This window comes from Streptomyces sp. a15, assembly GCF_059026085.1.
On sequence record NZ_JBWLKM010000003.1, the window covers coordinates 35,339 to 50,035 of the forward strand.

8 protein-coding genes are annotated in these 14,697 nt (G+C 73.3%); 3 read left to right on the forward strand and 5 right to left on the reverse strand.

Translation table 11 applies throughout. The annotated features are described in order from the left end of the window. Positions 1-12: 12 nt before the first annotated feature. The 3 genes from AC5P09_RS04800 to eccB all read right to left on the reverse strand — a co-directional run bounded on the left by AC5P09_RS04800 (position 13) and on the right by eccB (position 3,370). A complete protein-coding gene (locus tag AC5P09_RS04800; RefSeq protein ID WP_493872600.1) occupies positions 13-432 on the reverse strand; it encodes a WXG100 family type VII secretion target in 420 nt (139 codons plus the stop codon). Between the two features lie 143 nt (positions 433-575). After that, positions 576-1,832, reverse strand: coding sequence for a type VII secretion-associated serine protease mycosin (gene mycP, locus AC5P09_RS04805; protein WP_493872601.1), 1,257 nt, complete (start codon positions 1,830-1,832; stop codon positions 576-578). Positions 1,833-1,843: 11 nt separating this feature from the next. Beyond that, on the reverse strand, positions 1,844-3,370 hold the full coding sequence (gene eccB, locus AC5P09_RS04810; RefSeq protein WP_493872602.1) for a type VII secretion protein EccB: 1,527 nt from the start codon (positions 3,368-3,370) through the stop codon (positions 1,844-1,846). A gap of 199 nt (positions 3,371-3,569) precedes the next feature. Here eccB and eccE point away from each other — a divergent pair, with 199 nt between their 5' ends. The 3 genes from eccE (at position 3,570) to AC5P09_RS04825 (ending at position 9,168) form a co-directional block, all read left to right on the forward strand. Further along, positions 3,570-4,907: a type VII secretion protein EccE gene (gene eccE, locus AC5P09_RS04815; RefSeq protein WP_493872603.1), complete on the forward strand. Its 1,338-nt coding sequence runs from the start codon at positions 3,570-3,572 to the stop codon at positions 4,905-4,907. A 5-nt stretch (positions 4,908-4,912) separates the two neighbouring features. Beyond that, positions 4,913-5,689, forward strand: coding sequence for a hypothetical protein (locus AC5P09_RS04820; protein WP_493872604.1), 777 nt, complete (start codon positions 4,913-4,915; stop codon positions 5,687-5,689). Positions 5,690-6,033: 344 nt separating this feature from the next. Continuing rightward, positions 6,034-9,168 carry an SCO5717 family growth-regulating ATPase gene (locus tag AC5P09_RS04825; RefSeq protein ID WP_493872605.1) on the forward strand — a complete coding sequence of 1,045 codons (3,135 nt, stop codon included), beginning with the start codon at positions 6,034-6,036 and terminating at the stop codon, positions 9,166-9,168. An 86-nt stretch (positions 9,169-9,254) separates the two neighbouring features. Here AC5P09_RS04825 and AC5P09_RS04830 read toward each other — a convergent pair whose 3' ends face one another. Further along, the gene (locus tag AC5P09_RS04830; protein WP_493872606.1) at positions 9,255-10,211 is read right to left on the reverse strand and encodes a bifunctional riboflavin kinase/FAD synthetase; all 957 of its coding nucleotides are present in this window, start codon (positions 10,209-10,211) and stop codon (positions 9,255-9,257) included. Between the two features lie 133 nt (positions 10,212-10,344). Continuing rightward, entirely contained in the window at positions 10,345-14,616 is a 4,272-nt protein-coding gene (locus tag AC5P09_RS04835) for a hypothetical protein (RefSeq protein ID WP_493872607.1), read from the reverse strand. Between the last annotated feature and the right edge of the window lie 81 nt (positions 14,617-14,697).

The following is a 14,697-nucleotide window of genomic DNA, read 5'->3' on the forward strand; positions in this document are numbered from 1 at the left end:
GTTCTGAAAGGGCTACAAGTCGTCGAGGCTGCTGCGCGGCGCCGACGCCGGTGCCTCGGTGTTCGGCGTCGACAGTCTGTCCACCTCGCTCCCGACGTCCACCTGGATCTGCCGCATCTGCGCCAGCACGTCGAGGTCGTCCCGGGAGAAGCCGTCGCGGCTCAGCCGCACCGCCTCCTCCAGCAGCCTCATCACCTCACGGATGCGTACGGCGTCCTCAGCGGCCGCTCGGTGGAAGTCGCGGTACACGAAGGCCGCCGGCCCGCGCCATCCCGCCTCGATGCGGTCGACGACCGCGTCCATGCGTTTGACCTGCTTGTCCAAGTGGTCCTGCATGTCGTCCAGGTCGCCGGCGAGCTTGGTCAAGTCGTGGGACGAGACCCGGAGGTTCTTGCCGCCCCCCTGCGCCGAACCTGCTCCGTTCACACCCATACCCGTACCTCTGCCCCCGTCGCTTCGGCATCACGAGTCACTTGTTGTTCCGACTGCTGTTCCGGCAATCGTACGGATGTCGGAACCGGCGCACCCCAACTGCACTCCACGGACGCGGAGATGCCCCTGTCGCCTACTGCCGCCTACTCCGCCCCCACAACCCGTCGCCCCCGCCTCCGCGCATCCCGGATCGCCACAGCCGTACCGCCGAGTCCGGCCACGAGTACCACCGCGCCCACAGAGACGTACGTGGCGAGGCGGGCGTTCCGTTCCGCAGCCGTTTCGCCGATCTGGAACTTGGCCGGTGTGGGGGCTTCCGGTTTGCTGAGGCCCTCTTGGGGGTTGGGGGACTCCAGCGGTTCGTTGTCCTCCGTGAGGGCGCGTACGGGGTCCACAACACCCCAGCCGACCAGGCGGTCGTGGCCCGCGATGGTGCGTTCCGCGGTCTGTTCGATCTGGGCGACGATCTGCTGGGCCGTCCACGTCGGGTGCTTGGCCTTGATCAGGGCCGCGACACCCGCGACGTACGGCGCGGAGAAGCTCGTACCGCTGTCGGAACAGTGGCCGCCCTTGGGGACGGTGGAGATCATGTCGACGCCGGGGGCGGCCACGCCGACGAACTCGCCGGACTGGGAGAAGGAGGCGCGTTCGTTGTTGCGGTCCGAGGAGGCGACCGCGAGGACGCCCTTGTAGGACGCGGGGTAGGTCTCCTTGACGTTGCCGCCGAGGCCGTCGTTACCGGCCGAGGCCACCACGACGATCTTCTGGGACAGGGCCTCGTTGATCGCCAACTCCAGGTCGGAGGACGGCTTCACCGCGTTGGACGTGTCCTGGGAGATGTTGATGACGCCTGCCCCGGCCGTGATGGCGTAACGGATCGCGTCGGCCAGGGTCTCGGTGGTGCCGTGGCCCTCTGCGTCGTTCTGCTGGATGGGGATGATCGTCGCCTCGGGGGCCAGGCCCACGAAGCCGGTGCCCTCGACGGGGCGGGCCGCGATGATGCCGGCGACCTTGGTGCCGTGGCCGACGGTGTCCGTGGTGCCGTTCTCCTTGCCTCGCTCGAGCGGGTTGCCGTCGTCGTCCTTGAGGTTCTTCGGCAGGAGGTTACGGCCGCTCTTCACGTCCACCGCGTCGGTGAGCTGAGGGTTCGTGACGTCCACGCCGGTGTCGATCACCGCTACCCGTACTCCCTTGCCCCTGGACTGGCTCCACAGTTCGTCCAGGAGGACGCGCTGCAGGGACCAAGGGCGGCCCGGGTACTTGCCGTTGGGGAAGGCGCACTGGTCCGAGTACGGGAGGTCGGCCGCCGCCGCGGGGGGCGCGAAGAGGACGGGGGCAGTCGTGAGCAGGGTCGCGGCCGCCGCGGTCGTCAAGCGGCGGACGGAGGGCAGGTGTCGCATGTCCGCACCCCTCAGGAGCCCTGCGGCTGGCGTGCCGCCGTCGTCGACAGGCGTGGGCCCGTGGGCAGGAACTCCGACCAGGCTGCGGGGACCGGCGCGGGGTCCACGTCCTTGTAGCCGAGCCGGGTCTGGGCCTGCTCGGCCTCCTGCTGGGCCTGCTCGCGCTCCTTGGCCGTCGTGCCGATGCCGGCGTCGTCCGTGCCGCTGTCGGCGTTGGACTGGAGTACGTAGCGCAGGCCCGTGTCGGTGACGAGGAAGACGGGGCCGGCCTTGGTCTCCTTGCCCTGGAACTGGCGGTAGAGCTGACCGGAGCCGGGCGTGACGTAGGCGCTGGAGGAGCCGGTGGGGAGCTTGGCCGGGAAGTCGGTGCCCGCCCAGGTGCTCAGGGTGGTGGCGCCGGAGTCGCCGTTCACGCCGCGCAGGACGTTGCAGACGGTGCTGCGACTGCCTGCCACGCCGGAGGCGTCGTTGACGGGCTGGGGGTCCTCGGTGGGCCAGACCTCCTCGGTGCCGAACGCCTTGCCCGGGACGATCGCACCGGGGCTCATCTCCTTGGCGTCACCGGCCTGGCCGAGGGTGGCCAGGTCCTCGCTGAACAGCAGGAGTTGGGCGACGAAGGCGGAGATGGGGGCGACCCGGCCGGGCAGCACCACGTAGTACTGGTCGCTGTTGAGGTCGGACGCCTTCAGCACCATGCCGACCCTGTTGGTCGTCTCGTCCAGCTGACCGGGGGCACCGGCCGCGGTACCCGGCTGGTCGGGAATCTCCGGGAAGGAGATCGCGTCACCGGTGTGCAGAGTGGCGAGCCACTCCTTGGACACCTTCTGGGGCTCCCGGCCGGAACCGACGACGGCACGCAGCAGCAGTTCGTCGGTCTTGTCGATGGGGTACGCCCGTCCGCCCGCGTCGACGACGTAACGGTTGCCGTTCGGGTCCGCGACGTAGAGGAGTTGACCGCCCGCGAGCTTCTCTCCCTTGCCCTCGGTCGCCTTCATGTCACGGGAGGCGAGGACCAGGGCCGCCTTCTGGATGGACTCACCGCCCGCGCTGGGGCGTTCGCAGACCACCCAGCGCTTGTCGCTGCCCGCCTCGGACGCCGAGGGCAGGCGGTCCGGTGCGTACGGGATGCCGATGGTCACGCCGTGCGGGATCTTGCCGTTGTCGAGGACGGACTCGGCGACGGTCACGACCTCGCCCTTGCCCTCGTTGAGGAGCAGCTTGGCGGACGCCATGTTGAGGACCGGATGCAGCTGGACCTGGGTGCCGGTCTTCAGCACGACATAACGCGTGGTCGAGTCGCTGGCGATGATCACCTTGGCGTTGGGGGTGTTCCAGCCCTTGGGTGCGGTGGGTTTGAACATCCCCCACGCCCCAAAGACCGCGATGACGATCACGCCCACGATGATGCCGGGAAGTATCGACCGCAGCGGGCGGGGCGCCCCCTCCTCCGAACCGTCGGGCGACGACTGCAGGAAGGCCGCCAGCATGCGGCGCTTCGCGAAGGTGTAGGCATTGAGCTGATCGCGCCTGGATGCCATCTGTGCCTGTCTCTCCCCGTGTTCACATGGTCCGCGCTCGCCGGGGTGACGTGGTCCCCCGCCTCCGATGTCAGAGCGGCCCCCTACTATGCCTGGTATCCGCGGGTACTTGTGGAGCGGGTAGGGTGCTCGGGCCTTCAAATGCCTTGTGCAGTGCTGAAATACCAGTGAGTTGTGAGCAGAACGGGGGGATGGAGTGATGGCTTCCGGAACACGCGCCCGGTCCCGCGGCCGATCGCGGTCACGGGGCTCGTCGGCGCCCGGACAGACACCGGCAACACCCCGGCAGACGCCGGTGCAGCGGCCGGCCTCGCCGGGCACACTCCACCTCAGGGTGCGTTCGGGTCAGGCCGGGGCATTCCGGTTGCAACGCGTCGTCCTGCTGGAGATCGCGCTCGCCGTCCTGCTCGTCGGGTGGGTGATCGGCACCGTCGCCCTGGTGGCCGCGGCCGTCGTCGCCGTCTGCCTCGTGCTGCTCGCCTTCCTGCGTCGCCGCGGCCGCTCCCTGCCCGAATGGCTGGCCATGGCAAGAGCGTTGCGCGCGCGGCAGCGCCGGGCCGCGAGTACGCCGATACCGGAGGGCACGGAGCCGGGGCTCGCGCCGGCCGTGGAGTGCGACCCGACCCTGCGCACGAGCACGTACGCCGGCCGTGACCGCCGCTCCGTCGGCGTCATCGGCGACGGCACCTTCGTCACCGCCGTCCTCCAGGTGGAGGCCGACGCCACCGCCCTGCGCGCGGAGCGGAACCGGCAGCCGCTGCCGATCTCGCTGGTGTACGACGCCCTGGACGTCGACGACATCAGGCTGGAGTCGGCTCAGGTCGTCCTGCACACCCAGCCCGCGCCCGCGCTCCATCTGCCCCAGCAGTCGGTGGCCGTCGCCAACTACGCGCCGCTGCAGGAGCAGACGGGTGCGCCGGCCGTGCGGATCACGTGGATCGCGTTGAAGCTCGACCCGGAGCTGTGCCCGGAGGCGGTGGAGGCGCGCGGTGGCGGTCTCGTCGGCGCGCAGAAGTGTGTCGTACGCGCGGCCGATCACCTCGCGAGCCGGCTGACCGGGGCGGGATTCCGCGCCACCCTCCTCGACGAGGAGGAGCTGACCTCCGCCATCGCCACCTCGGCCTGTGCCAACCCGCTGGTGACCGCGGAGGCCGGACGGACGGACACGCGGGAGCGGCGGACCGAGGAGTCCAGCCGGAGCTGGCGCTGCGACAACCGCAGGCACACCACGTACTGGATCCGCCGGTGGCCGTCGCTCGGCGGTGAAAGAGCGCCCTCGCTGCCGCAGTTGGTCGCCCTGGTCACAGCAGTTCCGGCACTCGCCACCACCTTCAGTCTCACGCTCACGCGCGGGGAGCGGCAGGAGGTCTCCGTGTGCGGGCACCTGCGGGTGACCGGGCGCAGTGACGACGAACTCGTCGCCGCCAGACGGGCGGTGCAGGGCGCGGCCCGGCACACCGGCACCGGGCTCGCCCGCCTCGACCGGGAACAGGTCCCCGGCATGCTCGCCACAATGCCCCTCGGAGGTGTCCGGTGACGGCGATGACCACGCGCGCGGGACAGACGGCCACCGGTCGCGGGGAACCCCGGCCCACCGCCCCGCAGCGGGCACGCGATCTGCTGCGCAGCGGCTTCGGATTGATCGGCCCGCGCCATCCGCGGCACTCCCTGCCCGTGGAACAGCTGGACGCGCTCACGCTGCCCATAGGCGACGACGGCGTGGTCATCGGCGTGGACGCGGACGGCCGGCCCGCGGTGCTGGGGCTCAACCGGCCGACGCCGTACGACGTCGTCCTCATCGGTGGTCTGTGGACCGCGCAGGTCATCGCGCTCCGGGCGGCGGCGACGGGCGCGCGGGTCGCCGTGGAGACGGGGCGGCCGCAGGCCTGGATGCAGATGGTGCACGCGATGGGCGGCGGGCAGAACGGTCTGGCGGTGTACGACGTCGGGCGGGTGCCCCCGCAGGGCACCTCGGCCGGTACGCCGGTGCTGGTGGTGCGGGACTGCGGCATGCGCCCGCCGCGCGGTCGGGTCGTGTCCGGGCCCTGGCAGGCGGTGCTGACGCTGCTGCCGTATCTCAGCCCGGTGGCCCCGCGGCTGCTCAGACAGGCCCGGCTCGTCGGCGTGCAGCGCATCTCGCCGGACGAGGCCACGGAACTGGGCCGTACGATGGCGTTGCCCCGGGCGGAGATGGACGCGCTGCCCGGTCTCTCCGACGGGCTCACGCTCTGGTGCACGGATCGCGACCGGCAGTACGTGTTGACGCAGCCCACCGACGCCGAGATCGGATTGTTGGGTATGCCTCGAAGGATGGACTGAATCAGTCGTCACCTGACGCGAATTGACCATTCGAGGGCAAATGTTCCGCTTTGCCGCGCACCGTCGTATCCGCTTTCGGGCGGTTTGTTCGCCGGAATTGGCGTTGTGCGCGGCACTTCAGGGACGGTTGTGATGCCGGAGGCAGGCCCGGAGGGATGGATGGGCCTGCCGAGGTGGGGCGCATGGTGATTAGGCTGGTACCGGGCGCGACGCCAGAACCCCGTTGACCGGGCGTCGGCGCCCCAGGGGGAGCCGGTGGATCGGACGACCTCGAACGACCAAGGCCGACAAGTAATGGTCGCCCCGGCACGGCATGAGGGTGCTCGACCACACCAGGAGGAATTGTGAGCAGCGATCGGGACGGGATCCGCGGGGGCTGGGCCACACCCGACGATGACCAGCCCGACGCCGAGTCCGCCATCGAGATGACGGGCGAGTTCACCATCGACTACGCGCCGCCCGCCTGGTACACGCAGAACTCGGGCGACACGGCGTCTGGACAGGGCGCGGCGGCCGGCGGGGCCTCTGGTACACCTACGCCCGCGGCCGTTCCGCCGCCGCCGGACAACGCGTTCTCGCCGCCGGACAGCTCGTTCTCGCCGCCGCCTCCGGCCACGCCGGCGGCTGAACCGATGGCCCCGCCGTCGCCTCCCGCGAGCGGCGGCTTCGAGCTGCAGCAGCCGCAGGGGCAGCCGGAGGGACCGGCTCAAGGGCAGGCGCAGGGGGGCCATGCGCAGGGGGGCCATGCGCAGTGGGCTCCGGCCCCGCCCGAGGCGCCCGTCGCACCGCCTGCTCCGCCGGCACCGCCGGTCGCCTCCGCCCCGCCGGTCTCCCCGGCACCGCCTGTCGCTCCTGCCCCGGCGGACCCCTCTCCCTCCCCCTTCCCGGCTTTCGGCGAGGAGGAGGCCGGGAACGGCGATCTGGAGAGCGGCGCCACCATGCGGTTCTCCGCCGCCTCCCTGAAGCAGGAGATCGCGGAACTGGCCGCCGCTGCCGAAGCGCAGGCAGCAGGCGGGTCCGGATCGGGAACCCCGCAGCAGCCGGCCGAGGAGAACGAGGGCCAGCCCGCGGGCGACGGTTCCGCCGAGCAGGCTTCGACCGGCGCTTCGGCACAGTCCGGCGACAGCGACGACGACGGTGAGGGCGACGGTGAGGGCGATACCGACCGTACGGCCGCCGATTCGGCCGGTGCCGAGACGGACGACCGGGCCGGCGACGCCGAGGACTCCGCAGAGGTCACTGAGGCTCCCGCCCCCGTGTCCGACGACGCCACTCCCACGAACGGCGAGACGGAGACCGAGGCCGAGGCCGAGGCTGCAGAGGACACCTCCTCGCCGAACGCCGGTGCCGACGCACCGCAACCCGACGCCGCCCCCCAGGGCGCCCCCTCCGCTTGGACTCCCCCGCCGGCCCCGCAGAGCGGCGTGCCGCCGCTGCCGCCGTCGTACCAGCCCGCCGCCCCCACGGCCGCGCCGCAGTGGCCCGCGCAGCCGCAGCCGGACCCCGCCGCGCCCGCACAGCCCGCACACCCACAGCAGCCGCCCTTCCAGCCGCAGGCGCCGCAGCCCGCGCCGACCGCCTGGAACCCGCAGGCCGGGCCGACGCCGCCGAACCCGGAAACCCAGCAGGCCCCGTCGCAGCCCGGCTACGGCTTCCCGCACCCCGGCGCCCCGGCCCCCCAACAGCCGCCTGCCGCCGCCCAGGGCGGATACTTCCCCCAGCCGCCGGCGCCGGCGCCCAACGCGCAGGGTGGTTACGGCTTCCCCCAGCCCCCCGCGCCCAACGCCCAGGGCGGGTACGGCTTCCCGCAGCCCGGCACCCCCGGCGCCCCGGCAGAGGCGCAGGCACAGACCCCGGCCCCGAACGCCCAGCCCGGCGGTTACGGCTTCCCCCAGCCGCCCGCCCAGCAGGGCCACCCCGGCCACCCGGCCAACCCCGCGCAAGCCCACCCGGGCGCCCCGCAGCAGCCCGACGGCCGACCCCCGCAAGCCGGCCCTCAGGCCCAGCCGTACCCCCAGCAGGGCCAGCAGGGCCAGCCCGGTCAGCAGCCCCCACAGCCCCAGCAACCCCAGCAACCCCACCCGGCCGTAGACCCGCGCACCGGTGCCGCCTGGCCCCAGGCCGTTCAGCACGACCAGCGGCAGCAGGCCAACCCCGGTGCCGCGCCCCTCGGTTACACCGCGGCCGTGGAACTGTCCTCCGACCGCCTGCTCAACAGCAAGAAGCAGAAGGCGAAGAGCAGCCGCCCGGCGGCCGGCTCCAAGTTCAAGCTCGGCGGGAAGAAGGAAGAGGCCGAGCGGCAGCGGAAGTTGGAGCTGATCCGCACGCCGGTGCTGTCCTGCTACCGGATCGCCGTCATCAGCCTCAAGGGCGGCGTCGGCAAGACCACCACGACCACCGCGCTCGGCTCCACGCTCGCCACCGAGCGGCAGGACAAGATCCTCGCGATCGACGCCAACCCGGACGCCGGCACGCTCGGCCGCCGGGTCCGCCGCGAGACCGGGGCCACGATCCGCGACCTCGTCCAGGCGATCCCGTACCTCAACTCGTACATGGACATCCGGCGGTTCACCTCCCAGGCCGCGTCCGGCCTGGAGATCATCGCCAATGACGTCGACCCGGCCGTGTCGACCACGTTCAACGACGAGGACTACCGGCGCGCGATCGACGTGCTCGGCAACCAGTACCCGATCATCCTCACCGACTCCGGCACCGGTCTGCTCTACAGCGCCATGCGTGGTGTGCTCGACCTCGCCGACCAGCTCATCATCATCTCCACGCCGTCCGTGGACGGTGCGAGCAGCGCCAGCACGACCCTGGACTGGCTGTCCGCGCACGGCTACGCCGACCTCGTCTCGCGGTCCCTCACGGTCATCTCCGGGGTCCGTGAGACCGGCAAGATGATCAAGGTCGAGGACATCGTCAGCCACTTCGAGACGCGCTGCCGCGGAGTCGTCGTCGTCCCCTTCGACGAACACCTCTCGGCTGGCGCCGAGGTCGACCTCGACATGATGCGGCCGAAGGTGCGGGAGGCGTACTTCAACCTCGCGGCGATGGTCGCCGAGGACTTCGTACGGCACCAGCAGCTGCACGGCCTATGGACCGCCAACGGCAACCCGCCCCCGGTGGCGGCCCCACCGATGCCGGGCCAGGCCGCCGCCCAGCCGTACGCCCAACCGGGACAGCCGGGTCAGCCGGGTCAGCCTGGGCAACCGGGCCCGTATCCGCAGCAGCAGCCCCACCCCGGCCAGCAGCCGGGTCAGCCGTACCCGCAGGGCCAGCCCTACGCCCAGCCGGGACAGCCGGGCCAGCCGGGACAACCGCCCGCCGCGCCCGGTCAGCCGTACCCCCAGCACGGGCAGCCCTATCCCCAGCAGGGCTACGGCTATCCCCAGCCGGGACAGCAAGGCCAACCGGGACAGCAAGGCCAGCCGGGTGGACAGACCCCGCCCCCGCAACCGCCGCCCCCACAGCAGTAGCAGTAGGCCACACGAAAGGGCGGCCGGTGCCTGAGAGGCACCGGCCGCCCTTCGGCGTCACACAGCAGGGCAAGCCCTGGCAAGACCTACTCGGCGGCCTCCGCCGCCCCCACCAGCTCCCGGCACCGCTTCACGTCCCGAGCAATCTGCTCCAGCAGCGCGTCCAGCGTGTCGAACTTCGCCTGGCCGCGGACGAAGGCCAGGAAGTCGACGGCGACGTGCAGGCCGTACAGGTCGAGGTCCACGCGGTCGATGGCGTACGCCTCCACCGTGCGCTCGGTGCCGTCGAACTGCGGGTTCGTGCCGACGGAGATCGCGGCGGGCATCGCCTCGCCGTTCACGTGCAGCCAGCCGGCGTAGACGCCGTCGGCCGGGATGGCGGTGTGGGGGAGGGTCTCGACGTTCGCCGTCGGGAAGCCCATCTCGCGGCCGCGCTGGGCGCCGCGGACGACCACGCCCTCCACGCGGTGCGGGCGGCCCAGGATCTCGGCGGCGCCTTCGACGTCCCCGCCGGCGACCAGGCGCCGGGTCAGGGTCGAGGAGAACGGCTCGCCGCCGCCCGCCGTGCCGGACACGTACAGGTCTACGACCTCGACCTCGAAGTCGTAGACCTTGCCCTGCTCGGCGAGGAACTCCACGTTCCCCGCGGCCTTGTGGCCGAAGCGGAAGTTGGGGCCCTCGACGACGGCCCTGGCGTGCAGCTTGTCGACGAGGACCTTGACGACGAAGTCGGCCGGAGACAGCTTCGAGAACTCCGTAGTGAACGGGAGGATCAGGACCGCGTCCACGCCCAGCTCGGCCATCAGTTCGGCGCGGCGGTGGTGCGGGGAGAGCAGCGGCGGGTGGCTGCCGGGGCGGACGACCTCGCTGGGGTGCGGATCGAAGGTGACGACGACGGCCGGGACGCCCAGCTCACCGGCGCGTTCCACGGCATGCCGGATGATCAGCTGGTGCCCGCGGTGGACCCCGTCGTAGGAACCGATGGTGACGACGCTGCGCCCCCAGTCCTCGGGGATGTCCTCCAAGCCACGCCAGCGCTGCACTGTGACTGCTCCTCGTCGCAAACTCGTCGAACCGGTGTCCGTGCTTGTCTCATACGCAGGTCTAAGGGTGCCATGCCGGGGTGCCGGGGCCTGCATCGGCATGGGGGCTGTGACCCGGCGCACGTGCGACCCGTCAGGCGGGTACCCGTACGCCCGCCAGGTTCTCGATCATCCGGCGGGCACTCGGTCCCACCACGGCCGCCCATTCCTGAGGGGTCTCCGCAAGCCAGCCTGCCACCAGCGCGGCGAAGCCGGGCACGTGCCGCCCGAGGTCGACGAGGCCGCGGTCGAAGCGGGTCGCCCCTTCCGGGGTGCGGACGAGGAGGAGGCCGGTGCGGTGGACCAGGCCGCGGGCGACGAGGGAGTCGTCTTCGCCCAGTGAGGCTGCCGCGTGCAGTACGGCCATCAGGACGGACGGGTCCTGTTCGCGGCCCAGGAGGAGTTCGAGGAGCTCCTGGCGCAGGGGGCGGGAGGCGGGTGTCCCGGGGGCGGCGAGTACGGCCGCGAGGGCCGCCCGCACCTGCTCGGTGCCGCCGTCCAGCAGGCCGCCGACCAGGGGGAGCAGAACTGTCCGGGCGGTGGGGCCGTGCTCCAGCCGCCGGTCCACGTACGCCGCCACGTCCGCGGCCGTCTCCGGGCGCCGCTCCACCGCCTCCCGTACGAGGGCCGCGACCCGGCGGGCCAGGGCGGGCGTGGTGACGTCGGCGAGCGTGCGCAGCGCCGCCCCGGCGTCCGGGCGGCGCAGGCGGGCCCGGAAGGCGTCCAGGACCTGGTCCGGGTGGGTCGCCAGGGCGGGTACCAGGGCGTCGGGCGGCAGTTGCGGATCGCCGGCCGCGAAGTGCCCGAGGGCCTGCGGGAGATGGCGGTCCCGGGTGTGCGGATCCCGGACGAGCAGGGCGAGCGCGCCGCCGTGCAGGGTGCAGTCGGCGGGGCGGGCGAGCAGGGCGAGGGCGGCGTAGCGCAGCAGTTCGCGGTCGGCCTCGGTGCGTACGTGCGGGGCGGCGCGCAGTCCGTACGCCACAGCGGCGACCCGCCGCGCGGGCCGCTCGTCGTGCGCCCACCGGTCCACGGCCCGGCACACGGCCGACGGCTCGTCCTCGGCCAGTACGGCGAGCAGCTCGTCGGCCCTGGCGTGGGCGCTGTCGACGAGGACCTCCGTCAGGTCGTCCAGGGCCCGGTGCCGGTGGGTGTGCAGCAGCGCCTGCGCGGCCTTCGCCACGGTCGCGTGCGGGGCGGCGGGCAACGGTCGCTCGTCGTCGAACCAGCGGGTCAGGTGCGGTTGTACGGCGGTGGGGTCGGCGGTGAGTAGCCGGGCCGCGGCGTCCAGGAACCGCGGGCCGTCGGTCTCGTGCGGCGGGCCGTCGGCGAGGACGAGCCGGCGCAGCAGGTCGAAGCGGGTGTCGGGCGGGAGCGGCAGGGACGTCCAGAAGTCCGGCCCGAACGCGGTGGGCACGGGGCGTGCCTGCTGCCGCCAGGCCACCAGCCGGTCGGTGAGATGGCGGAGGAGGGGGGTGTACGGCGTCGCGTCGGGCACGCGGAGGAGGACCTCGGCGGGGAGGCGGGCGGCCCACCAGGAGTGCGGGTCGTCCTCCAGGGCGTGCACCAACTCCTCCAGACGGGCGGCGAGTTCGCGAGTGCCGTGCTGGCGGGCCAGGAGCAGCAGGGCCTGGACGACGGGGCCGATGCGGTGGTGCGGCACGGGGAGGGGGTGCTCGCCGTGCGGGTGGGTGCGGCGGCGGTGGACCAGGGCGCGCAGCGCCTCGTCCAGGTCGAGGTGCATGCCCTGGATCCAGTCGGCGAGCTCCTCGTGGGCGAAGCGGTAACCGCCGGCGGCGGGGACGAGGAGGCCTTCGGTGAGTACGGCGGAGGCCCAGCCGGTGCCGCCGCCGAGCCGCGCGGGCGCCTGCCCCCACGGGAACACCGCCTCGAACGACTTCCGGTCCAGCTCGCCCTGCCCGGGGCCCAGGCTGCGGCGGGCGGCCTCGTGGACCTGGCCGGAGACCTTGGCGGCGAGGCGGCGTACGGCGGTGCCGCGGAGGCCGCTCTCCGCGGCCAGGCGGACCGCGATGCGCAGGCACATCAGGTCGAGATGGGCCGAGAAGACGTCGTGGCGGTCCAGGGGGGTGTCGGGGGCGTCGGGGTGGGCGGCGCGGATCTCCGAGAGGAGGCGGAGGGTGAGGGGGTGACGGGCGTCGGGGTCCTGGAGGACGCTCTCGGGGATGCGGTACCACGCGCGGGCTTGGCGGGCCTCGTCCTCGCGCAGGTCGCCGAGGTGGACGCACGGGGGGAGCCGTGGGGGAGTTTCGCCCTCTGGAAAATGCGGACCGGCATCGGCGGCCAAGGCCGGTCGATGCAGCATCTCCTCGGGGAACCCCGCCCCTGCCTCCTCCCAGTACTCCCCCCGACATGCCACCATCAGCCGCGCCCCCGTCTCCCGCAGCCACGTCGCCGTCCCGTCGGTCCACTCGGCGAGGCGGTGGGCCAGAACGGGCGGCATCTCCTCGGGGCCGTCCAGGAGGAGCAGGAGGGGGCGGCCGGCCGTGCGGGCGAGGCGGGCGAGGCGTTCGGGGCTGGTGTCCCCGAGGTCGTCGGGCGCGAGGGCGTGCGAGCGCTCCCGCCCCCGGCCTCGCTCGGCACGTGCGGCGCCCTCTTCTCCCCCGCCACGGCCTCGCTCGGCGCTGCCGGTGCCGTCCTCGGTCGCTTGGGCGCGGACACCCGCCGGCCGGTCGGACGCCGCGACGATCCGCACCGCCCGAGCCAGCGCCCGCCGCGCCGCGTCCGCCACCGAGCCGTCGTCGTCCCTCAGATCGGCACCACGCAGCCACAACGTGGGTGCGGGTTCCGCGCCGCGATGACGCCGCGCGGCAAGAGCCGCGAGCTCGGTCGTACGGCCGCTGCCGGGCGCCCCGACAAGCCCGAGGACGGCGGCTTCCCCCGCGACGAACGCGGCGAACTCCCCCACCACGGCACCCCGTTCAACCGGCGCAGGCACCCCCGCTCCACCGGCACCCACACCGCACTCACCCGCACCAGCCCCGACCACACCAGGTTCGCGCGCCCAAGCGCCGGCCCCGCCGACCGCCACACCCGGCTGACCCGCCGCCGCACCAGCCCCACCCACACCATGTGCGCGCGCCCAAGCGCCGGCCCCGCCAGCCGCCACACCCGGCTGACCCGCCGCCGCACCAGCCCCACCCACACCATGTGCGCGCGCCCAAGCGCCGGCCCCGCCGACCGCCACACCCGGCTGGCCCGCTCCCGCACCAGCCCCGAACACACCCGACTGACCCGCCGCCGCGCCACTCCTGCCCGAACCCGGCTCTCGCGCCCCCGTCCCCGGCTCGCCCGCTCCCGCACCAGCCCCGCCCACGCCGGAACCCGCCCCACCCCAGCCCTCTTCAGGCCAAGCCGCCCCCGCCTGCGACCCACCGGCACCAGCACGCAGCCTCCCGGAGCCTTCGCCCGCCCCACCTGCGCACGTCCCCGCCCCGCCCGCGCTCACCCCCACCCCACCCGGGCCCGGACTCGACCAACCAGAACCCGCGGTCATCCCACCGAGGCCCTCGCCCACCCCCCTGTCACCAGGCCGCCCCATATACCCCGCCAACACCCCCACCGGCCCGTCCTGCCCCACCGAGGTCGCCGTGAGCTCCAGCACCCCGGCCAGGTTGAGGTCGGCGCCGTACGCAGGGACCGTCGCCGCGTTCACGGCAAGCAGGTCCGCGAGAGGGCCGCTCGGTGCCGGGCGGAGTGGTACCGCGAAACCCACATCCCGGTGGCCGCTCCGCAGCGCCGTGCCGAGGACGCCGACCACGGCGCCGGTCGCGGCGTCGAGGACCGGTCCCCCGGCGGCCCCGCCGCCCAGTCGCAGGGCGTCGCGGCCGGCCGTGCCGATCGCCAGCTCGAGGGCGTCGCCCAGGAGATGGAAGCGGTCCGTCGCGGTGTACGTCACGGGAGTCGCACCCAGGACCCGGGCCTCGCGCCAGCAGCCGGCTGGGACCCTCACGTACGTACCCGTCGCGATCCGGTCCCGCACGGTGACGGGCAGCGGGTCCACGCCGAGGCTGCCTTCGGTGCGGACGAGGGCCAGGTCCAGGTCGGGAAGAGGGGTCACCGCGTCGGCGGTCACGACGCAGCTGCGGTCCCCGGCGCCGTACAGGACCAGCCGGAGCAAGCCGTCGACGGTCTCGTGGCTGGTGACGACCGTGCCGTGGTGGTCGGCCAGGAAGCCGGTGCCGCAGGGGCGGCCGGCGAGGTCGTGGATGCGGATGAGTGAGATGAATGAGTCGTCCCGGGCGGGGCCGTCCTCCGGCTCCCCGGCACCCCTGCCCTGTCGGCCGCCGCCCGCATGCCGCGAGCGTTCCGTGCCGCGGGCGTCCCCGGTCCGCGGGCCCCGTCCCGCCATGGTCGAACCTCCCCGCCGTACACACGCGCCTGTCTGCCGTACGCACGCACGTGCCTGATTCGACGGTAGGCGCGAGATGAT